We start from the raw sequence: 20,574 nt of genomic DNA on the forward strand, positions 1-20,574 counted from the left end.
CCGCCTTTCGGGCGTCGCGACCCGGGAGTGTACTCAAGCCGATCACCACCGCCGCGGCCCGCCTTCCGGGAGACCATCGCGTATACCGGCGTTCTGCCGGAGGTGGCTCTGCCCGAGCGGCCGGGGCTGGCATGGACCGCCCCGGCCGCTCGGGGGCACGCGTTCGCTCAGCGGCGGGTCACCGCTGATTCGCGGCGGCCGAGCAGGTCCACCGGATGACGACGTGCGGGGTCACAGGGTGGGGACGACCGGCTGGATGGTGCCGTCGGTGTTGAAGCGCAGCGGGTCGATGGTGACCTCACGGTTGGTGCCGTTGCCGGCCGGGATCGCGAACCGGTGGTAGACGATGTACCAGGTGTCGCTGTCCGGGGCCTTCACCACCGACTGGTGTGCCGGTCCCTTGATGCCGAGGCTCAGGTTCTTCGCCAGGATGGTGCCGCGGTGGGTCCAGGGCCCGAGCGGCGAGGTCCCGGTGGCGTATTCGACGTGGTAGTTCTCCGAGCCGGTGTCGTCGACGGAGTAGGTCAGGTAGTACGTGCCGTTGCGCTTGAACACGAACGGCGCCTCGCGGAAGTTCGGCAGGCTGAACGTGCTGACCTGAGAAGCGTCGAAGGAGATCATGTCGGCGTTCAGACGGACCGCGTAGGACGAGCCGTTGCCCCAGTACAGGTAGGACTGGCCGTCGGTGTCGGTGAAGGCGTGCGGGTCGATCATCTGGCCGCTGCGGAAACCGGCGGGGATCAGCGGCCGGCCGAGCGGGTCGGTGAACGGGCCGGTCGGGCCGGCCGAGGTGGCGACGCCGATGTTGGTGGCCCCACTGAAGTAGAAGTAGTAGCGGCCGTCCCGGTAGGCGATGGTCGGTGCCCACGCCCGGTCGTCGGCCCAGCTGATCTGCGGTCCCAGGTCGAGGATCGTGCCGTGGTCGGTCCAGTTCACCAGGTCGGTGGAGGAGAACGCCTTGAACCGGGAACCGCTCCAGCCGTTGTATCCGTCGGTGGTCGGGTAGAGGTAGTAGCGGCCTGCGAACCAGGCGATGTTCGGGTCGCCGTAGAGGCCTTTGATCACCGGGCTGCGGCGGCCGGCCATCCATGGCGCGGTGACCAGGAACGAACTGTCCGCGGCGAAGGTGCCGGCGTTGGTCGTCGACGGGTCGACCCACAGGTTGTTGTCGCGGTGCCGGATGAAGCGCCCCGGATAGTTGAACGATTCCAGCCGCACCGACCCGGCGGCCGAGCCGTCGCGGACGCAGAAGGTGGCGTCGGCGAGGAACACCGCGGTCCCGGCGTTGGTCTCCAGCCGGATCCGGTAGTCGCGGTGGCGCAACCACATGCCGTTGGCGGCCTGGAACGACACGCATCCGGTGCCACCGGCGAGGCCCGGTGTCACGGTGAAGGTCGCGTCGCTGCGGGCCTGTGCGGAACTGGTGGCGCTGACCGCGGCGATGCCGCCCAGGTAGTCGGAGTGCCGCAGGTAGGAGCCGGGCACGTTGACCGACTGCAACGACCGGTTGCCGGTCAGGATCTCCGCCGCGTGGGCGGGCTGTGCGAGAGCGACAGTGGCCAGACCCGCGGTGAGGACGACGGCGGCGGCCTGAGCGGTCAGTTTCCGGCGACGGGAGAAGGGCAAGGCGAGGTCACATCCTTGTACGAGGGGCGACGGCACAGGATTAACGGGGGGTTTCCTGCTCGTTTCGCGGTAGTGTTATCGCTCACATAGATGACTGTCAAGTAGTGCCGAACGGCCTCAGTCCGCCTTGCGACAGTTCCGCTGTCCGCCGCCCGACTCGCATCCGAGTTCCGGAGCCCGACACTGTGTTCTCATCCGCGGTCGTCGATCAGTTTCCTGTCCGGAGGTGGATCCGGTGTTCGACCCGGCCCTCGTCGTCACCTGGACGACAGTCGCCCTGACCCAAGGCCCGCCCGGTGGTCCCGTCCCGGTGGCTCCGCTGCTGACGGCACTGGCCACCCGCATCCAGCAGCAGCTCGGCACGGACGCGCTGCGCGAGCTGCAGGCCGACCCCGACGATCCATCGGTACGGGCCCACCTGCAAGCCCGGATCGAACGTGCCGCCTTCTACGATCCCGCCTTCACCCAGGACCTGACCCGCCTGCAGCAGGACATCGACGAACAGAAACTCCTCGACCGCTTCACCCTTCCCGCCGGCGGTCCGCTCCGGCACGCACTCCCGGCCGGGGCCATCGCGGCGGGAAGCACGGTCCACGCCCGGCCCTGGGCCCCGAACCACGACGGCGTTGCCTCCCACATCGCGCGCAACCCCTGGTACTCGCGGGCCCTGATCATCGTCGGCACCCTGGCCAGCGTGGTGAGCCTCGCCAACCTGGTGATCCTGATGCTGCGGGCCCCCAGCGCGCCGCCCCCCTACCTGCCCGGCGCCGCACAGACCCTCGTCGTCCTGTGCACCGGCCTGGTCCTGCTCGCCGCCGGGGTGGCGACCTCCCATCCCACCCGCCGCCGCTGATCGCCCGTGAGGAACGCGGACGTCGCGGGGAACCAGCGGGACGGGTGGTGCGGTTGAGGGCTGATTGGCGTACCGGAACATGGTCTTGATCGGTCTTTCTGTCATCGGACCGAGAAGTGGCCGTGCCGGGATCGTCGAGCGGCGGCCTAGCGTTCCCGGTGGAATCGGCGATGGCATTCACCAGCCTTCCGGCACGTCGCCGGTGGGAGGAGGACAGCCATGAACGTTCGATCCGGAACTCTGATGCGGCTCGGTGACAGCGGGCAGATGCTGGCCGATCCCGGACAGGACATCCGCGGGCGCAAGGTGCTGGACTGTGACGGCAACGAGATCGGCAAGGTCGACGAGCTGCTGGTCGATCCGGAACGGCAGAAGGTGGTCGAGTGCCGTACTGGGCGTCGAATCTCATCCCGCCGCGAAGCGGATTCTTCCGCTGACGGGTGCTCAGTGCTCCGCGGGCCGCCATTGGAGCATCGCGGCGGTGGCGTCGTCGCGGAGTTCGCCGTTCTCGTAGGTGACGATGGTGCGGACCAGGCGGCGCATCGTCTCCGGCCCGCCAGTGCCCTGTCCGAGAGTGGTCAGCAGGAACTCGCTCAGCTTGTCGACGCCGAACAGCACACCGGCGGCGTCCCGGGCCTCGGTGATGCCGTCGGTGTAGAGGACCAGCGTGTCGCCGGGTTCGAGCTGTTCCTCGACGACCTGCGGCGGCCGGGCGATCATGTGCCCGAGCCCGAGCGGCAGCGCGTTGGGGGTCGGTAGTGACGGCAGCGCCCGGCCGTCGCGCAGGAAGATCTCGGCCGGGTGCCCGGCGCTGATCCGGCGGTACCGCCCGCTGGTCATGTCGAGTTCGGCCAGCAGGGCGGTGACGAAAGCACCCGGGTACTGGGCCCGGACCCATTTGTCGATCGACCGGCACGTGTCGGACAGCGACAACCCGGACCGGCGGGCGTTCCGGTACGTGTTGAGGGTCAGGGTGGTCAGCGCGCTGGCGGTGATCCCGTGCCCGACCGTGTCGAAGAGCGCCACATGCAGGACGTGGGCGTTGGCCGCGTAGTCGAACGCGTCGCCGCCGACGTCGTAACAGGGTTCCAGCACCGCCGCGACCACGGTGCCGTCGACCGCGTAGGTCAGTGGCGGCAGCTGATTCCAGATGATCTCCGCGGCCAGCTGCATCGGCATCCGCCGCCGGGTGTGCTCGACGGTGTCGCCGTAGAAGCGCCGGCTGGCGATCAACTCGGCCACCAGCGCCGCGAACATCTCCAGGTCGCGCAGCGCGGAGGTGGGCGGCTGAACCTTGGCGCGCAGTTCCAGGACACCGAGCCGCTCGGCGCCGTGCAGCAGCGGCAACCAGAGCGCCCCGCCGTTGTCGGTGTCGAGCCACTGGTGCTCGGACGTGGTGAAGGCGCGACCGGCGAGGGTGGTCTCGACGGGCAGCGCCGTCGTCGTGTCGTGGGCGGTCCGCAGCGGGTGCAGCGACTCCTGTCCGTAGTCGGCGAGCAGCACGATGGCACTCTGCGCGTCCAGTAGCGGCGCGGTGGCGGTGAGGACAGCGGGCAGGTCCTCGACCCGGCCGCTGCGCCTCAGGTCCATGAGCCGGCGAACGGCCTCCAGTGATACGAGCATCGAACCCATCTTCCAGCCCATCGGCCGAAAATGCAGCAGGCGAACGGCCGCAAAAGCGGATGATCCGATTTAGTGGGTAATAGCAACTTTCGCCTGTTTGGCTGACCCCATGGTGTCGTGCCGACCGTGGAGTGGGTATCTGGCAGTCCTGACAGTCGCGGTGATCGCGTACTTCCGTACACCCGACTCCTGGGTGCAGACCATCTGTTACAACGCGATCGCACTGTCCGGCGCGATCGTCATGATGATCGGCATCCGGGCCAATCGGGTGGCGGCCGCTCGGCTGTGGATGATGTTCGCCTTCTGTCAGCTGGTGGCGGTGAGTGGCGACTTCACCTACGCCTGGTACGCGCGCCATCTGCGCTCCGACATGTATCCCGCTCCGGCCGACGCGCTCTACCTGTTCGCCGGTGGTCTGGAGGTCATGACGCTGATCCTGATCCTGCGGCGGCGACTGCCCAGCCGGGACCGGGCCGGTGTCATCGAAGCCATGATCATTACCGGGTCGACAGCGCTGATCGCCTGGGTGTACCTGATGAAGCCGGTCACCCGGTCCACCGACCTCACGACCGTCGGGAAACTGGTCGCGATCGGCTATCCGATGCTCGATCTGCTGCTGCTGGCACTGCTGGCGCGCATGCTGGTGGGCGGCGGGGTCCGCAACGGCGCGTTCCGGTTGCTCGCCGGTGGGATGATCAGCTACCTCGCGGCGGACTACGCCTGGGCGCTGACCGACCATTTCGAGTTCCGGGCCGGTACCTTCGCCAGCCACCTGATGGACGCTGGTTACCTGATGGCCTTCGGCCTGTACGGGGCGGCCGGCCTGCACCCCGGGATCCGCGACCTGGCCGAACCGGTGCAGGTGGCCGGCTGGCAGTTCTCCCGCTGGCGGCTGGGACTGCTGACCACGGCGACGATGATCGCGCCCCTGCTGCTCGTCGCGCAAGCGTGGCAGAACCACGGCGAGGTGGCCGACGCCACCGCGATAGCGTTCGGCTGCGTGGTCATGTTCCTGCTGGTGGTGGCTCGGATGGCGGTCCTGATCCGGCAGGTCGAACGGCAGGCGTCGGTCCTGGCCCGGCAAGCCGGTGACCTCGCCGACCTGGCCCAGCGCGACACGCTGACCGGACTGCCGAACCGGCGTGCCTGGGAACAGGCGCTGCCCCTGGCGCTGGACCACGCGCGCCGCGACGGGCACGCGCTGGCCCTGGCCGTCCTCGACATCGACCATTTCAAGCGATACAACGACCAGTATGGTCATCAGGCCGGCGACCGGCTCCTCAAGGAGGCCGCCACCGCCTGGGCCGGCGGACTGCGCAGCAGTGACTTCCTGGCCCGCTACGGTGGCGAGGAGTTCGCCCTGCTCATCCCGGAGTCCGAGGGCTCCCTGGCGGCCAAACTGCTGGACCGGATCCGCCCGACGACCCCGATGGGGCAGACGTTCTCCGCGGGGATCGCGGTCTGGGACGGCCAGGAATCCTCGGACGCGCTCTTCGCCCGGGCGGACGCCGCCCTGTACGAGGCGAAGAACGCGGGCCGTGACCGGGTGGCGCTCGCCACGGCCTGCGCGGTTGAAATGCCGTCAGGAGAGTTCGCTGATCCTGCCGACGTGCAGGAGGCCGCCGGGCCGGGCCGCGTACAGCTGGATGCTGCCCGGCGCCGCGTCACCGCGCACCGGGGCCGCCCAGGTGCCGCCGGTGGTCCAGGTCTGGTTCCACAGCCCGAGACCGGAGCGCAGGGTGACCAGATCGAGCTGGGTGCTCGGCCAACCGGCCACGGCCAGTGACCGCACCTGCCCGATCGCCGGGCTCTCGGTGCCGAGGGGAACCGGGGACGCCCCGATCTCCCAGGCGGTGTCGGTGCCCTTGCGGTGGTAGACGCCGCCCCATGCGGTGACCGAGAACAGGTGCAGGGTGCCGTCCGGCAGAGCCGCCGCGGCCATGTCGGCGATGTCCGGGTTCTTGTCGATCCACGTCGGGGTGCTCCATACGCCGGCCGCGCTGGTGGACTGCTCCCAGACGCCGGTCGTACGGGCCATCAGCAGGTGCAGCCGCCCGGAGGTCGGGTTGACGACCGCCGCGATCGACCGGATGTCGGCACCCCTGTAGACCCGGGTTGATGAGCCGTCCCAGTCTCCGTTGAGCGGACGCGTGCGGTACCAGATGCTGTGGTCCGGGATGAGGGTGAAGGCGTGCTGCACGCCGTTGCCGTCGACGACTAGCGCCGCGTCGGTGATCTGTGGGTTCGAGTCCAGGTTGGTCGCGGACTCCTCCCACACGCCGTTCGCGTCCCGGGTCCTCGACCACATCCCCGTGCCCTGGATCAGAGTGAGCACGTGCATCCGGCCGTCCGCGCCGGCGGTGGCCTCGATCCGGCTGATCTTGTCATTGTTGTCGACCTTGACGGTCGTGCCACCGGCGGTGTCGAACACCCGGCCGCGCTGGGCGTGGTCCCTGACACCGTAGAACGGGCTCTCCAGGCGGGCCTTGTAGAACTGCGCGCCGGACCTGGTCACCGACTTGGCCGGGTTGAAGAAGTCCAGCGTCGCGGTGCACCAGCCGTTCACCGGGGATCCACAGATCACCTGCGGTACCCGGTACTGATCCGCCTTGGTCTGGATGATCTGCCCGGACGGCTGAGCGCTGATCGATTTCACCGCGTTACGGTCGATGTCGGTGCCGCCGCCGGCGAGCTGCCGCGTGGTCTTGTCGTACGTCTGGACTCGGCTGTTGGTGGTGATCCACAGCTTGTCCGGGTCGTTGAAGTCGGCCGCCACGTCGTGCACGGCGTCCGTGCTGGTGCTGATCACCTGGGTGCGGGCCGAGTCCTCCCGAAGACCCGGCGCCGACGCCGGCCCGGTCACCTCGAGCGCCTTGAGGACCTGGTACTCCTTGCCGGACGCGTCGAGCGGCGAACCGGCCACCCACAGCCGGCGGATGCCCGGATCCCAGAGTGTCGCGTGCACGTTGCGCAGCAGGAACTTCGCCGACACGGCCGTCGAGCCGCTGCCGGCGGCCTGGAAGATCCGCACGTAGCCGGTGCCGGTCGCGGCGACCGCGACGTTCCCGTCCGGCAGGAGCTCGACCGAGTGCAGGTTGTCGGCCCGGTCGACCGACGTCGACCACAGTGGTTCGCCGGTCTCGTAGTCGACCTTGGCGATGAGCCCCTCGCCGTCGACCACGACGAGCTGCGATGGCCCCTCCGCGGTGGCCCGGACCCGGAAGTCGTTGCCGCCGTTGAAATTCTCGGCCGCGGTTCCGGTGATGCCTGCGGCCACCGGCGACCAGGACCAGTCGTCCCATGTCGATGTCGCCGGGTCGAACCGCAGAATCTTGTTCGTGGCCTGATCACCGGCCAGGATCTTGTAGTCCGCCGTGTCCGCCGACGCGGCGGGCGGCATCACCGCGACCATCCCCAGCGATGTCCCCATGACCAGTACCGCGAGCACGGCACCGGATCCCCGAATGTTCATCGCAAGATGCTATCCACGATGTTCGACATTCATGTCCCCGCAGTGACCGTGCGCGACGATCTCGGCGCGAGCACCGCGTTCGTGGTCGGGGGCTTGCTCCTTCAGCCGTCGGTGACGAGCCAGGGCATCTTCGCCATCGCTGCGATCACCCGCTCGCGCACCTTGATGGTGTCGGCCCGGAACGCGATCGTCATGCCGAGCGAACAACCGTAGCGTGGTGAGTTCGGGTGCGAATCGAACCTCAAGTCACCACGCTGAAAGGTGCCCGCGAGCACGGTGACCCGACGCTCACGCCCGGCGGTCGCGGGATGGCCCGAGCCCCGGCCGGGCCTCGCGTCGTGGCCACGGGACCGTTCCGGTAGACGTACCGGAGATCGGGTCTTCGTGTTTGTGCAGACCGTGAGCCTCAGCGCATGGTCGTCCTCTGCGGGCACAGTGGGATCGGTGTGGTGTCCGGGAAGTAGCGGTTCCAGTCGATGCCGGCCGGGCCGGTGCAGGTTCGGTCGATGACGGCTGCCAGGTCGTCGTCGATGTGCCACAGTGCCGACTTCGCGTCCAGTAGCCGGAGCTGTTCGCCCTGCAGGCGAGGGGTGGTCAGGCGGAGGCCCTGAGTGCGCAGCGACAGCAGTCTCCGGCCGTCCCGGGCGTCCCAGATCCGGGCCTCGGCGCCGTCGACGACGGCGACCGTTCGCCCGCCGGGATCGAAGGCGGGAGCGGCCGTCTCGTCCAGGTCGTCGGCGTGCGCGATGACGCGGGGTGAGTGGGGGTCGGTCACGTCCATGATCGTCATGGTGATGCCGTCGAGGTAGGACGTGACGGCGATCAGTCCACCCGGCCCGGACTGGACGACCGCGGGGTGCGGTACTCGCGAGAGGACGGCGACCGGACGGCCGTCGGTGGTCCAGCTCTCGATGACGTCCTGATCACCCTCGCGGCGGCTGAGGACGACGCCGGAGCCGTCATCGAGCACGTCCGCCCCGACGACGTCCTCGGCGGAGAGGGTGCGGAAGGTGGCGGATCCGGTCCGCCACAGTCTGGCCGTCTGGTCGGAACCGATCGCGGCCACCAGGGAACCGGTGCGATCCAGGCCGTGGACGAGTCCCAGACCGGCCGGCAGCCCGATCTTGCGAGGATGATCGAGGTCGGCGAGGTCCCACAGGTCGGAGCTGGTGTTCGCGGTCCAGTAGACGGCGCGGTTCTCGTCGAGGCTCGCCGTCCGGAAGTGGCCGCCGCCGGCGTCGATCCGGCCCGCCGGCCGCCAGCTCACGCCGGAACGGCGCCAGAGCCGCAGCGTGTCCGCCTGGTCGGTGTAGGTGGCCGCGTACCGGACGGGGGGCTGCTGGTAACCACGCCCGAGCGTGGTGGAGTCCGCGGCGGCCCGGGCCAGCAGCAGTACATCGCGCGCCTCGCCGGTGGGGGAGAGGCGATAGGCGGCCAGCGCCAGAACGGCCGCGTCGTACGGATGGCCGGCGATCATGTCCCGGGCGGTGTCGGCCGCGCGTAACGAGAGCGCCTCGTTGCGCTGCTGTCCGGCCCGGTACTGCGCGGAGAAGGCCACGATCGCGGTGCCCGCCAGGAGCACGGCCAGCACGGTGAGCCCGGCGGCGAGCTGGCGCAGGCGGCGGGTGTTGCGCTGGTCGGCCTCCCGCCGGGCGGTGTCCGCGCGCAGCGACGCGTCCAGAAAGGCGTGCTCGCGGGGGTTGAGCCGGTCCCGGAGTTCGGTCGCCTGTTCCAGGCGCGCCCCGCGGTAGAGGGTGTCCGGATCATGAGCGTTGGCCGCCCAGACGGCGGCGGCCTCCGCGAGTTCGTGCCGGCGGCGCAGGTTCTCGCGATCGCGGGACAGCCATCCGGCCAGTCGCGGCCAGGCTCGCAGCAGGGCCTCGTGGGTCAGTTCGACGGTGTCCCGGCCGATGGTGACCAGCCGTGCCGTGGCGAGACGGTCCAGGAGCGTGTCCGCTATCGGCAGGTCGGTACGCCGGACTCGGCGCTTGGTGTCCCCGGTGCCGTCGCCCAGCACCACCAGGCGCGGGAAGACCAGCCGGACGGCCTCGCGATCATCGTCGGTGAGCTGCGCGAAGGTGTGTTCAGCGGTCCGGGCGAGAGCGTGTTCGATGCCGCCGACGTCCTCGTAACCGGCCAACGTCATGACCATGCCGCGACGGCGCCGCCAGGTCTCGGCCAGGGCGTGTGACGCTAGTGGCAGCGCGGCCGGCTGCCCGGCCACGTCCGAGATGAGGCGGGCCACCAGCGCGGTCTCCAGCGTCGCTCCGGCACGGGTGGCCGGCTCGGTGATCGCGGTCCGGAACTCCTCGGTCGACATCGGGCCGACCAGCACCTGGGCGCGGTGCAGCGCGGTGACGAGTTCCGGGTGCCGGGCGCAGTGACCGTAGAAGTCCGCTCGTACCCCGATCACCACCTTGGTTCCCGGCCCGGCGGCGGCGGTGAGTGACCGGATCAGCCAGAGTCGATCGGCCTCGCCGCAGAGAGTGAAGACCTCCTCGAACTGGTCGATCACCAGCAGGACCTCGCCGGATGCTCGCGCGAGCCGGTCCCGCAGCGCCCCGGTGCCGTCCGCCAGGTCGCGGCGGACGAGGTCGGCGGGTTCGCCGGCGAGATCCGCGACGGCGACCGCCAGTTCGGTGACCGGATCGGTTCCCGGCGTGATCAGGATCGGACGCCGTTCACTGCGGGCGATGAGCCCGGCCTGCAACAGCGACGACTTGCCCGCGCCGGAGGATCCGAAGACGCCGACGAAGGGGCGTTGTTCGACCATGGTCGCGAGGGTGCCGGTGACGGCTTCGCGGCCGAAGAACCGATCGGCGTCGGTGACCCGGTAGGCGGCCAGACCCACGTACGGCATCGCGCCGGTGTGGGACCCGGGCCGGGCGGTGGCGAGGTGCCGCCACCGCCCGGTCCATTCCTCGACGTCGCCGCCGCACGCCCGGACCACCGCGCCGGTGATGGCGAGACTGGGCAGCCGGCGTCCGGACAGCGCGTCGGACAGGGCGGCCGCGGAGTAGTTCGTCCGCTTGCCCAGATCCCGGTACGAGAGGCGGCCGGCTCGCTGGCGAAGCCGCCGCAGATCACCGGCGAACCGGAGAAGGGGAGTGTCCTCCGATTCCAGCGGACGTTCCTGCCGGGGCATGACACCTTCCTCTGTTCAGGGTTTGTCGTTCAGTTCCCGGCACCGAACCCGAACATCGACGGGACACCTAGGTTCGAGCCGAATCCACAGTAGAAGGGGTCACCATGCGATTGCGAAACCTTCGTGCCCTCGCCGCGGCATCGGCCGCCGTCCTGGTTCTCTCGTCCGCGGCATGCGGCTCCAGTGAGAAGACCACGGACAAGACGGAATCCGGCGGCGCTCAACTGATCGGCGTCACCATGCCCACCCGATCCTCACAGCGCTGGATCGGTGACGGGGAGAACGTCAAGAAGGCCCTGGAAACGCTCGGCTACCAGGTTGATCTCCAGTACGCCGAGGACGACATCCCCACCCAGGTCAACCAGGTCGAGAGTCAGATCACCAGGGGTGCGAAGCTGCTGATCATCGCGCCGGTCGACGGCACCGCGATGACCACCCAGTTGCAGACCGCGGCGGACCGCAAGATCCCGGTCATTGCGTACGACTGGCTGCTGCGCAACAGTCCCAACGTCGACTACTACGCCACTTTCGACAACTACAAGGTCGGGGTCCAGCAGGCGACCTCGCTGCTCATCGGATTGAAACTGCTCGACGCCGACGGGTCGCCGGGCGCCGCGAAGGGCCCGTTCAACGTCGAGTTGTTCGCCGGTTCGCCGGACGACAACAACGCCACCTTCTTCTTCGACGGGGCGATGTCGGTGCTCAAGCCGTACCTGGACAAGGGCACGCTGGTGGTGCCGAGCAGGCAGACCGACTTCAAGACGATCGCCATCCTGCGGTGGCAGGCCGAGGTCGCCCAGAAACGGATGGAGAACCTGCTGACCTCGACGTACCGGTCCGGGCTGAAGGTGCAGGGGGTGCTGTCGCCGTACGACGGGATCTCGATCGGCATCGTGTCCGCGCTGCGCACCAGCGGGTACGGCATCAACGGGCAGCCGTACCCGGTGATCACCGGTCAGGACGCCGAGACGACGTCGATCAAGTCGATCATCGACGGTGAGCAGTACTCGACGGTCTTCAAGGACTTCCGTGAGCTGGCCAAGACGAGCGCCCAGATGGCCGACGCGATCCTCAAAGGCCAGAAGCCGACGGTGAACAACGACAAGGACTACGACAACGGTGTGAAGGTCGTGCCGGCGATGCTGCTCGACACCAGCATCGTGAACAAGGCCAACTACGAACAGGCGCTGATCACCAGCGGCTTCTACCGCAAGGACCAGCTTCGATAAGGGGCGTCAGGCAAGCTGCTTGTCCGGTGCGGGCGTGGTCACGGGAATCCGGACGTGGCCGGTGAGAACGCCGGCACCGGGCTGGTGGCGAATGACGGCGGGCCGCCCGGCCAGCAGCAGCGGGCGCAGGTCGGCGGCGACCATGTGAGCGAACGCCGCGGGGCTGATCACGTGCAGGGACGTGTTCAGGTGTGCCAGGACCACCCGGGCCAGGAACGCGCCGTCCGGCTGGTCCGCGAACAGCAGGGCGGTGACCCGGTCGAGGAAGGGGCGACAGGCGGCCGGGGTCTCGACCCGGGCGTGCCCGGACAGCCCGGTGCGGATCTCGGCGGGCAGGTGCGGGGCGAGCAGTTCCGAGGCCCGAGGGGGGAGGACGTCGGCGAGCGCGCCCAGCACTCCGACGACGACTCGCAGACTTTCGCGGCGACCGTGCAGCCGAGCTTGGTGCTCGACACCGGAGAGGAGAGTATCGATATCCACCGGGAGTCCTTCCTAAACCTGTATGACCGACCCGGTTGTGCCCTGGCGTTCGGGGCTGAAACCGCGAAGAGGCGGACGTCACCCGAACCCGGAAGTGAGTATCGATACCGAACCCTCTTGCCGGTGTTTCCCGGAGATTAAATACTGTCGATTGATGGGAGCGCTCCCATCCAATGTTGGCCAGACCCCTCTCCGCCCCCGAAGGAGACCCTTGTGAAGCACCGCCCATGGCTCGCGGGCGCCACCGCCCTCGCCGTCGCAGCCGTCACCGCTTTTTCCCTGCCGGCCCTCGCCGCCGCAAGCGGCACCGGAACCGGATACCTGCACACCAGCGGCAACAAGATCGTCGACAGCACCGGCGCGACCGTACGCCTGACCGGCATCAACTGGTTCGGCATGGAAACCGACAACAAGACCTTCCACGGCCTGTGGTCCAGCAATCCGTGGAAGAGCCAGATCGACACGATGGCCTCGCTCGGCTACAACACGCTGCGTGTCCCGTTCTCCGATGACGCCCTCAAGGCTGGCGCGACCGCATCCGGGATCAACGACTTCACCAACCCGGATCTGGTCGGGCTCTCCCCGCTGCAGATCCTCGACAAGGTCGTCGGCTACGCCGGCGACAAGGGGATGCGCATCATCCTCGACCGGCACCGCCCCACCGCGGCCGGGCAGACGGCGCTCTGGTACACCACCGCCGTGCCGGAAAGCACCTGGATCGCGAACTGGAAAGCCCTTGCCCAGCGCTACGCCGGCAACACCACCGTGATCGGCGCGGACCTGCACAACGAACCGCACGCCGAAGGCACCAACCCGGCCGCCACCGGTGCCTGCTGGGGTTGCGGCGACACCGCCCGCGACTGGCGACTCGCCGCCGAACGCGCCGGTAACGCCGTCCTCGCCGTCCAACCGAACTGGCTGATCTTCGTCGAAGGCGTCAGCTGCCCCAGCGGCGGCCTCTCCAACGTCTGGGACAACGACCCGAGCAACGACGAGGACTGCGGCTGGTGGGGCGGGAACCTCTCCAAAGCAGGCCAATTCCCGGTACGCCTCGACGTCGCGAATCGCCTCGTCTATTCACCCCACGAGTACGCCACCTCGGTCTACCACCAGGCCTGGTTCGACGACCCGGCCTACCCGGCGAACATGCCGGCGATCTGGGACAAGTACTGGGGCTACCTCTACAAGCAGAACATCGCGCCGATCATGATGGGCGAGTTCGGCACCACCCTGCAGGCCGACGTCGACAAGATCTGGCTGCAGGAACTCCTCAAGTACACCGGCACCGGCGTCAACGGCATGTCCTTCACCTACTGGTCCTGGAATCCGAACTCCGGCGACACCGGCGGCATCGCCAACGACGACTGGACCACCATCAACCAGTCCAAACAGGCCATCATCCAGCCCTACCTGATCGCGCCGGCCGGCGGTGGCGCCAGCCCGCAGCCGTCGACGTCCGCCTCGTCCTCGACCCCGCCGGTCCCGGCCGGCTCCTGCACCGCCACCTACACCCAGGACAACAGCTGGCAGGGCGGCTTCCAAGGCCAACTCAAGATCCAGAACACCGGCGGCACCGCAGCCAACCCGTGGCAGGTGACCTGGACCTGGCCCTCCGGCGTCACCCTCGCCAGTGGCTGGAACGCGACCGTCACCCAGAGCGGAACCACCGTCACCGCAGCCGCGCCGGGCTACTCACCGGCCCTCGCGGCGGGCTCCTCGGTCACGGTCGGTTTCACCGCCAACGGTACGGCCGGCGCCCCGGCAGCCGTGAAGCTCAACGGCGTGACCTGCTCATGAGGTCGTTGCGGTGACCCGTCAGCAGCGCCGACCGACCTGACGGTGACCTGGAAGACGCCGGGCTGAGGGGACCCTCAGCCCGGCGCCACGGCGCGTTCGGCCAGATTCCGGCGGGCCGCGACGAGATCAGGAGGGCGTGGCCCCGGCCGGTGGCTTGACCGCGAGCACCGAGCAGTGCGCGTCCAGCAGAATCCGCTGCGCCAGGTCCCCGGCCAGCATCTTCCCGAGCGGCGACCGCCGCCGCATCCCCACCACGACCAGGTCCACCTCGTCCTCATAGGACGCGTCGATGACGCGCGACGCCAGATCACGCCCGTCGCCTTCGCTCACCGTTTCGGTGGTCACCGGCACGCCGCCGGCCTCGGCCACCAGCCGTGCGAGCACCTCCACCGGCACCTCGCCGAGCACGGCCAGCCCCGCCCCGCGTAACGTTGCCTCCTGCGCCGCCCGCAGCAGCGCCGCCCACCCTTCGGGCCCGCGGGTCCACGCCGCTACGACCGTCATGACCCGGCCACCGGTGTCACCAGGGTCCCGTCCTTCACGAACCGGGCGAGGTTGGCCAGCGTCAGATCGGACATCGCGCGTCGGGTCTCCGATGTGCCGCTGCCCAGATGCGGGGTGAGCACGACCCGGTCCAGCGTCAGTAGCGCGGCGGGCACGTGTGGCTCATCGGCGAACGTGTCCAGGCCGGCGCCGGCGAGCCGCCCGCCGACGAGCGCGGACACCAGCGCCGTCTCGTCCACCGCGGACCCCCGTGCCACGTTGACCAGGAACGCGTCCGCACCGAGCGCGTCGATCACCTCGGCGGACACGAGATGCCGGGTGTTCGGGCCGCCGGACACTGCCACGACCAGCACGTCCACGTCGGCGGCCAGGGCGGCGGGCGACGGGGCGTACCGGTAGGGCACGTCGCGAGGGCTGCGGTTGTGGTAGGAGATGTCGCACCCGAAGCCGTCGAGCCGCCGCGCGATCGCGAGGCCGATCCGCCCGAGGCCCAGGATGCCGACCCGCGCGCCGCTGACCTTGCGGGCCAGGGGCGGGTTGCCGTGGGCCGGCCAGTCGCCGCGGCGTACGTACCGGTCGGCGGCGCTGAGTCCGCGCATCACGTCGATGATCAGGCCGAGTGCGGTGTCCGCGACGCAGTCGTCCAGCACGTCGGGCGTGTTGGAGACGACGATGCCGCGGCGGGTGGCCTCGGCGACGTCGGTGGTGTCGTACCCGACGCCGAAGTTGATGACCGCACGCAGCGCCGGGAGCCGGCTCATCAGCGCGGCGCCGACACCGACGCGCCCGGACGTGACCGCGATGGTCACGTCGTCGAACGCGCCGTCCGCAAAGGTGTCCGGCAGCCGGCGTGCGGCGTAATCGGACGCGAGCGCCGACTCGAGAAACGGCATCAGCGGCCCTACCTGCACCACTGTCATGAGATCCTCCTCGCTAACGCGGGACGTTTCGGATCGAACGACCAGCCGGGCACCAGGTACCGCATGGCGACCGCGTCGTCCCGGCCGCCGAGCCCCTTCGACAGGTAGAGCTCGTGTGCGGCCTCGAGCCGATCGTCATCGAGGGTGACCCCGAGGCCCGGTGTGGACGGCACGTCCACGTACCCCTCTCGGATGATCATCGGCGATGCGGTCAGCCGCTGCCCGTCCTGCCAGATCCAGTGTGTGTCGATCGCGGTGACGTCACCGGGCGCGGCGGCCGCGACGTGGGTGAACATGGCGAGCGAGATGTCGAAGTGGTTGTTCGAGTGCGACCCCCAGGTCAGCCCCCACGCGTCGCACAACTGGGCGACCCGGACCGAGGCCTGCATGCCCCAGAAATGCGGGTCCGCGAGCGGGATGTCGACGGCGCCGGCGCGGACGGCGTGCCCGAGTTCGCGCCAGTCGGTCGCGATCATGTTGGTGGCGGTCGGCAGTCCGGTGGCGCGTTTGAACTCGGCCATGATCTCGCGGCCGGAGTACCCGTTCTCGGCACCGCACGGGTCTTCCGCGTAGGCGACGACGTCACGCATCGCCCGCCCGAACCGGATCGCGTCCGCGAGCGGCCAGCCGCCGTTCGGGTCGAGGGTTATCCGCGCGTCCGGGAACCGCTCCTTGAGCGCGATGACGGCCTCGACCTCGTCCTCACCGGCGAGCACGCCGCCCTTGAGCTTGAAGTCCGCGAACCCGTACCGCCGCCGTGCCGCCTCGGCGAGTGCCACGATCGCGGCCGGGGTGAGTGCCGGTTCGTCCCGCAACCGGGTCCAGTCGTCGGTCGCGTCGCCGGACCGGTAGGGAAGATCGGTCAAGGACCGGTCACCCACGAAGAACAGATAGCCGAGGGTACGCACCCGGTCGCGCTGCCGCCCGTCACCCAGAAGATCGCACACGGGTACGCCGAGGTGCTTGCCGAGCAGGTCGAGCAGCGCCGCTTCGAGCGCGGTCGCCACGTGCACGGTGGTGCGCAGGTCGAACGTCTGCGCACCGCGTCCACCCGCGTCCCGCCCGGCGAACCGGTCCCGGACCGCGCGGAGCACGCTCAGCCACGCCGCGACGGGCTGTCCCACGACGAGGTCGCGGGACTCCTCCAGGGTTCGGACGATGGACTCGCCGCCGGGAACCTCGCCGACTCCGGTGCTGCCGTCCGAGGCGGTCAGCACCACGACGGTCCGGGTGAAGTACGGCCCGTGCGCGCCGCTCAGGTTGAGCAGCATGCTGTCGCGCCCGGCGACCGGCACCACGCGAAGGCCGGTCACCCGCGGCGTGTCACCGGCCATCGATCCTCCTCGGTACGCCGAGCGTGTTGGCGTCGTCGAGTCCGGCGGGCAGCAGCGCCGCCGGCAGGTTCTGGTAGGCGACCGGCCGCAGGAACCGCTCGATCGCGGCCGTGCCGACCGAGGTGGTACGCGCGTCCGACGTCGCCGGGAACGGCCCGCCGTGCACCATGGCGTGCCCGACCTCGACGCCGGTCGGCCAGCCGTTGACGACGATGCGGCCGGCCTTGCGCTCCAGCAGTGGCAGCAGTGTGCGGGCCAGGTCCAGGTCCTCGTCGTCCGCGTGCAGCGTGAGCGTGAGCTGTCCCTCCAGCCCGGCGATGATCTCCCGGAGTTCGTCGACCGAGCCGGCGGTGACGATGAGCGAGCTGGCGCCGAAGACCTCTTCGGTGAGAGTCGGGTCGGCGTCCAGGCGTTGTTTGGTGGTCCGGAACAGGTGTGCCTGTCCGGGCGCCGCGAGGTCGTCGTCGTTCCCGCCGGCCGCGATGGTGACGACGCCGGCCGCGTCCCGCAGCCGGGCGACGCCGTCGGTGAACGCGTGCTGGATGCCGGGGGAGAGCATGGGTGCGGCCGGGACGGGGCGCAGCGCGTCCGCGGCGGCGTCGGCGAGCGCGTCGGCGCCGGATCCGTCGAGCATGATGACCAGGCCGGGGCTGGTGCACAGCTGCCCCTGGCCGACGGTCATCGAGCCGACCAGGCCGCGGCCGATCTCCGCACCGCGGTCGCGGAGTGCGGCGGGCAGCACCAGTACCGGGTTGATGCTGGACATCTCCGCGTAGACCGGGATGGGTTCCGGGCGGGCCTGGGCGGCGGCGACCAGTGCCAGGCCGCCGGAGCGGGAGCCGGTGAAGCCGACCGCCTTGATCCGCGGGTCGGTGACGAGTGCGATGCCCACCTCGCGGCCGGTGCCGAAGAGCATCGAGAAGACGCCCTCGGGCAGGCCGTGTTCGGCGACCGCCGCCTGGATGACGCGGCCGACCAGCTCGGACGTACCCGGGTGGGAACTGTGTGCCTTGACGATGACCGGGGCGCCGGCGGCGAGCGCGGCGGCGGTGTCACCGCCGCCGACGGAGAACGCGATCGGGAAGTTGCTGGCCGCGAAGACCGCGACCGGGCCGACCGGGACGAACCGGCGGCGGAGGTCGGGGCGGGGGAGTGGGGTGCGGTCCGGCAGGGCCGGGTCGATCCGGGCGCCGAGGAATCCGCCGTCGAGGACCACGGCGGCGAACAGGCGCAGCTGGTTGGTGGTGCGGGCGAGTTCGCCGCCGGCGCGGGCGGGCGGAATGCCGGTCTCGGCGCCGACGCGGGCGGTCAGGTCCGCGCCGAGCGCGTCGATGCCGTCCGCGATGGTGGTGAGGAACGCGGCGCGCGCCTGGGGGGTGGTCTCCCGGTAGGTGTCGAACGCGGCTTCGGCCAGTGCGGCGGCGCGTTCGACGTCCGCGATGCCGCCGAGCCCGTACGACGGCTCCAGCTTCTCGCCGGTGCGCGGGTCGATCGCGGAGATCTCGCCGTGCGTGCCGCGGACGGCGGTGGCGCCGATCAGAAGGTCACCGGTCAACATCACTTCACCCGCTCGATGGAGGGCGTGGCGGCGATGAGCGCGCCGAGTTCGGCGAGTTCGGCCGGGGTCAGGTCGGACAGCGGCGGGCGGACCGGACCGGCGGACCGGCCGACGGCGGTCATCCCCGCCTTGACGATCGACACCGAATACCCCGCACGGCGGTTGCGGATGTTCAGGTACGGCAGAACGAAGTCGCGGATCCGGGCGTAGACGTCGTCGCGGTCGCGCTTGATGACCGAGTCGTAGAAGTCGCTGGCCCACCGCGGTGCGAAGTTGAAGATCGCGGACGAGTAGGTGGTGGCGCCGAGCTCCAGGTACGGCAGCGCGTAGGTCTCCGCGGTCGGCAGCCCGCCGACGTAGACGAGTCGCGGCCCGAGCTTGGCGTAGAGGTGGGCGACCACGTCGATGTCGCCGATGCCGTCCTTGAAGCCGATCAGGTTCGGCAGTTCCTCGGTCAGCTCGATGAACGTCTCCGGCGTGAAGCGGGCGTTCGCCCGGTGGTAGACGATCACGCCGAGGTCGGTGGCCCGGCAGACCGCGCGGACGTGTTCCTTGAGACCGTCCTGGTCGAGCTCGGTGAGGTAGGGCGGCAGCAGGAAGATGCCGTCGGCGCCGGCGGCCTCGCCGTCGCGGGCCATCTCGACCGCTTGGGCGGTGCCGTATCCGGCCGGGGCGATGACCGGGACGCGGGCCTTGGCCTCGGCGACGGAGGCGCGCACGATCCGGCCGATCTCGGCCGGGGTGTGGCAGAAGAACTCTCCGGTGCCGCCGGCGGCGAACACGCCGCTGGCGTTGTATTCGGAGAGCCACTGCAGGTGGGCGCGGAACGCGGACTCGTCGAAGGTGAGCTCCGGCGTCATGTGGGTGACTGGAAAGCAGAGCAGGCCGGACCCCAGCGTGTCGCGCAGTGCGGTGGGCGAGAACGTGGTCATGAGGGCTCCCGAACCGAGGCGATGAATACGCCGACCGTAGGCAGACCGAGTCATACCTGTCCAACACGCAAAGAGCATGGTTTGATACCACTAAGGTATTGCCAAGGAGGCGGGCATGTTCAGTCTTGACCAGCTGCGAGGTTTCGTGGCGGTTGCGGAGGAGGCCAACTTCGGCCGGGCCGCGGAGCGGTTGCGGATGACCCAGCCGCCACTGAGCCGCCAGGTGCAGAAGCTGGAGCGCGCCGTCGGCGTCGATCTGCTGGTCCGCACATCCCGGCTGGTGGAGCTCACGCCGGCCGGCCGGGTGTTCCTGGACGAGGCCCGGCGCCTGCTCAGCCTGGCCGCGGCGGCCCCGCTGCTGGCCCAGCGGGCGGCGCACGGCTCCCGGGGCACGCTGCGGGTCGGCTTCACCGCCACGGCCGCGTTGAGCGTGCTCGGCGAGTGGGTGAAGTTTCTGGACGACCGGCTGCCGGAGGTGCACCGGGTGCTGCGCGAGATGATCACCGACCGGCAGATCGAGGCGCTGTCGGCCGAGGAGATCGACGTCGGGCTGCTGCGCGGCGTGCCCCGCGGCGCGGGGTTGGAGCAGCTGCTGGTGCACGCGGAGTCGTTGCTGCTGGCGGTGCCGCGCGGGCACCCGCTGACCCGGCTGAGCCGGCTGCCGTCGCTGGCCGACGTGGCCGAGTCGAGCGTGGTCACGTATTCGCCGATCGAGGCGCGGTACTTCCATGACCTGGTCGTCTCCACGTTCCGGACGGCCGGGGTGCAACCGGCTTACAGCCAGCACGTGACCCAGGTGAACAGTGTTCTCGCGCTCGTGGACGCGGGCCTTGGCGTGGCGCTGGTGCCGGCTTCGGCCTCCGTGATCACCTTGCGCAATCTGCGGTTTCTGCAGGTCGAAGCGGTGCCGGACGACTGCGTCGAGGTCTACGCGGCGTGGCGTGCCGACAACGACAGTCCGACGCTTTCGGTGCTGCTGGAGCATGTCCGGTCCACGGCGCCAGGGTTACGGACCCGTTTCCTCAGCCCTTGACGGATCGTTGTGAGCAAACTTACGGTGGCGTTCACCAACGAGGATTGCGTCTTCATACGTAGACAACT

14 protein-coding genes and 2 pseudogenes are annotated in these 20,574 nt (G+C 69.8%); 6 read left to right on the plus strand and 10 right to left on the minus strand.

What is annotated here, in order from left to right:
* Positions 1–231 precede the first annotated feature (231 nt).
* Positions 232–1,626: a family 43 glycosylhydrolase gene (locus tag BLU81_RS05580; RefSeq protein ID WP_197686127.1), complete on the minus strand. Its 1,395-nt coding sequence runs from the start codon at positions 1,624–1,626 to the stop codon at positions 232–234.
* A gap of 235 nt (positions 1,627–1,861) precedes the next feature.
* On the opposite strand from BLU81_RS05580, the gene BLU81_RS05585 reads away from it, so the two are divergent.
* Both BLU81_RS05585 and BLU81_RS50270 read left to right on the plus strand, forming a co-directional pair.
* A complete protein-coding gene (locus tag BLU81_RS05585) occupies positions 1,862–2,479 on the plus strand; it encodes a hypothetical protein (protein ID WP_157751293.1) in 618 nt (205 codons plus the stop codon).
* A gap of 267 nt (positions 2,480–2,746) precedes the next feature.
* Positions 2,747–2,848, plus strand: a pseudogene (locus BLU81_RS50270) (PRC-barrel domain-containing protein); the annotation flags it as partial.
* 75 nt (positions 2,849–2,923) lie between these two features.
* On the opposite strand, the gene BLU81_RS05595 reads toward BLU81_RS50270, so the two are convergent.
* On the minus strand, positions 2,924–4,102 hold the full coding sequence (locus BLU81_RS05595; RefSeq protein WP_092556628.1) for a PP2C family protein-serine/threonine phosphatase: 1,179 nt from the start codon (positions 4,100–4,102) through the stop codon (positions 2,924–2,926).
* A gap of 1,030 nt (positions 4,103–5,132) precedes the next feature.
* Here BLU81_RS05595 and BLU81_RS50275 point away from each other — a divergent pair.
* Positions 5,133–5,645, plus strand: a pseudogene (locus BLU81_RS50275) (GGDEF domain-containing protein); the annotation flags it as partial.
* Between the two features lie 39 nt (positions 5,646–5,684).
* Here BLU81_RS50275 and BLU81_RS50280 read toward each other — a convergent pair.
* Both BLU81_RS50280 and BLU81_RS05620 read right to left on the minus strand, forming a co-directional pair.
* Positions 5,685–7,574 (minus strand): DUF6528 family protein, encoded by a 1,890-nt coding sequence (locus tag BLU81_RS50280; RefSeq protein ID WP_231954198.1) that lies wholly within the window; start codon positions 7,572–7,574, stop codon positions 5,685–5,687.
* A gap of 406 nt (positions 7,575–7,980) precedes the next feature.
* Positions 7,981–10,719 (minus strand): nSTAND1 domain-containing NTPase, encoded by a 2,739-nt coding sequence (locus BLU81_RS05620; RefSeq protein ID WP_092542257.1) that lies wholly within the window; start codon positions 10,717–10,719, stop codon positions 7,981–7,983.
* 104 nt (positions 10,720–10,823) lie between these two features.
* Here BLU81_RS05620 and chvE point away from each other — a divergent pair, with 104 nt between their 5' ends.
* The gene (chvE, locus tag BLU81_RS05625; RefSeq protein WP_092542258.1) at positions 10,824–11,948 is read left to right on the plus strand and encodes a multiple monosaccharide ABC transporter substrate-binding protein; all 1,125 of its coding nucleotides are present in this window, start codon (positions 10,824–10,826) and stop codon (positions 11,946–11,948) included.
* A 6-nt stretch (positions 11,949–11,954) separates the two neighbouring features.
* Here chvE and BLU81_RS05630 read toward each other — a convergent pair whose 3' ends face one another.
* Positions 11,955–12,428 (minus strand): DUF2267 domain-containing protein, encoded by a 474-nt coding sequence (locus BLU81_RS05630; protein ID WP_092542259.1) that lies wholly within the window; start codon positions 12,426–12,428, stop codon positions 11,955–11,957.
* 213 nt (positions 12,429–12,641) lie between these two features.
* On the opposite strand from BLU81_RS05630, the gene BLU81_RS05635 reads away from it, so the two are divergent.
* Positions 12,642–14,225, plus strand: a complete 1,584-nt coding sequence (locus BLU81_RS05635) for a cellulase family glycosylhydrolase (protein WP_092542261.1) — start codon at positions 12,642–12,644, stop codon at positions 14,223–14,225.
* A gap of 126 nt (positions 14,226–14,351) precedes the next feature.
* On the opposite strand, the gene BLU81_RS05640 is transcribed toward BLU81_RS05635, so the two are convergent.
* Genes BLU81_RS05640 through kdgD form a run of 5 tightly spaced genes read right to left on the minus strand, consistent with a single transcriptional unit; the run spans position 14,352 to position 19,473 of the window.
* Positions 14,352–14,729 (minus strand): universal stress protein, encoded by a 378-nt coding sequence (locus BLU81_RS05640; protein WP_092542263.1) that lies wholly within the window; start codon positions 14,727–14,729, stop codon positions 14,352–14,354.
* Positions 14,726–15,649, minus strand: coding sequence for a 2-hydroxyacid dehydrogenase (locus tag BLU81_RS05645; RefSeq protein WP_092542266.1), 924 nt, complete (start codon positions 15,647–15,649; stop codon positions 14,726–14,728). The genes BLU81_RS05640 and BLU81_RS05645 overlap by 4 nt, the downstream gene beginning before the upstream one ends.
* A complete protein-coding gene (locus tag BLU81_RS05650) occupies positions 15,646–16,983 on the minus strand; it encodes an enolase C-terminal domain-like protein (protein WP_092542268.1) in 1,338 nt (445 codons plus the stop codon). Before BLU81_RS05650 ends, BLU81_RS05645 begins: the two co-directional genes overlap by 4 nt.
* A complete protein-coding gene (locus BLU81_RS05655; protein WP_092542270.1) occupies positions 16,973–18,541 on the minus strand; it encodes an aldehyde dehydrogenase (NADP(+)) in 1,569 nt (522 codons plus the stop codon). The genes BLU81_RS05650 and BLU81_RS05655 overlap by 11 nt, the downstream gene beginning before the upstream one ends.
* Positions 18,541–19,473, minus strand: a complete 933-nt coding sequence (gene kdgD / locus BLU81_RS05660; protein WP_092542272.1) for a 5-dehydro-4-deoxyglucarate dehydratase — start codon at positions 19,471–19,473, stop codon at positions 18,541–18,543. Before kdgD ends, BLU81_RS05655 begins: the two co-directional genes overlap by 1 nt.
* A gap of 115 nt (positions 19,474–19,588) precedes the next feature.
* Between kdgD and BLU81_RS05665 the strand changes: the two genes are divergently transcribed.
* A complete protein-coding gene (locus BLU81_RS05665) occupies positions 19,589–20,506 on the plus strand; it encodes a LysR family transcriptional regulator (RefSeq protein ID WP_092542274.1) in 918 nt (305 codons plus the stop codon).
* Positions 20,507–20,574: the final 68 nt, after the last annotated feature.

Origin of the sequence: Actinoplanes derwentensis, from assembly GCF_900104725.1 — a bacterium.
GTDB lineage: Bacteria > Actinomycetota > Actinomycetes > Mycobacteriales > Micromonosporaceae > Actinoplanes > Actinoplanes derwentensis.

Coding starts and splice junctions, on each gene's coding strand:
- BLU81_RS05595 (WP_092556628.1), bottom strand. CDS start 4,102: ATGCTCGTATCACTGGAGGCCGTTCGCCGGCTCATGGACCTGAGGCGC.
- BLU81_RS50280 (WP_231954198.1), bottom strand. CDS start 7,574: ATGAACATTCGGGGATCCGGTGCCGTGCTCGCGGTACTGGTCATGGGG.
- BLU81_RS05620 (WP_092542257.1), bottom strand. CDS start 10,719: ATGCCCCGGCAGGAACGTCCGCTGGAATCGGAGGACACTCCCCTTCTC.
- chvE (WP_092542258.1), top strand. CDS start 10,824: ATGCGATTGCGAAACCTTCGTGCCCTCGCCGCGGCATCGGCCGCCGTC.
- BLU81_RS05640 (WP_092542263.1), bottom strand. CDS start 14,729: ATGACGGTCGTAGCGGCGTGGACCCGCGGGCCCGAAGGGTGGGCGGCG.
- BLU81_RS05645 (WP_092542266.1), bottom strand. CDS start 15,649: ATGACAGTGGTGCAGGTAGGGCCGCTGATGCCGTTTCTCGAGTCGGCG.
- BLU81_RS05650 (WP_092542268.1), bottom strand. CDS start 16,983: ATGGCCGGTGACACGCCGCGGGTGACCGGCCTTCGCGTGGTGCCGGTC.
- BLU81_RS05655 (WP_092542270.1), bottom strand. CDS start 18,541: ATGTTGACCGGTGACCTTCTGATCGGCGCCACCGCCGTCCGCGGCACG.
- kdgD (WP_092542272.1), bottom strand. CDS start 19,473: ATGACCACGTTCTCGCCCACCGCACTGCGCGACACGCTGGGGTCCGGC.
- BLU81_RS05665 (WP_092542274.1), top strand. CDS start 19,589: ATGTTCAGTCTTGACCAGCTGCGAGGTTTCGTGGCGGTTGCGGAGGAG.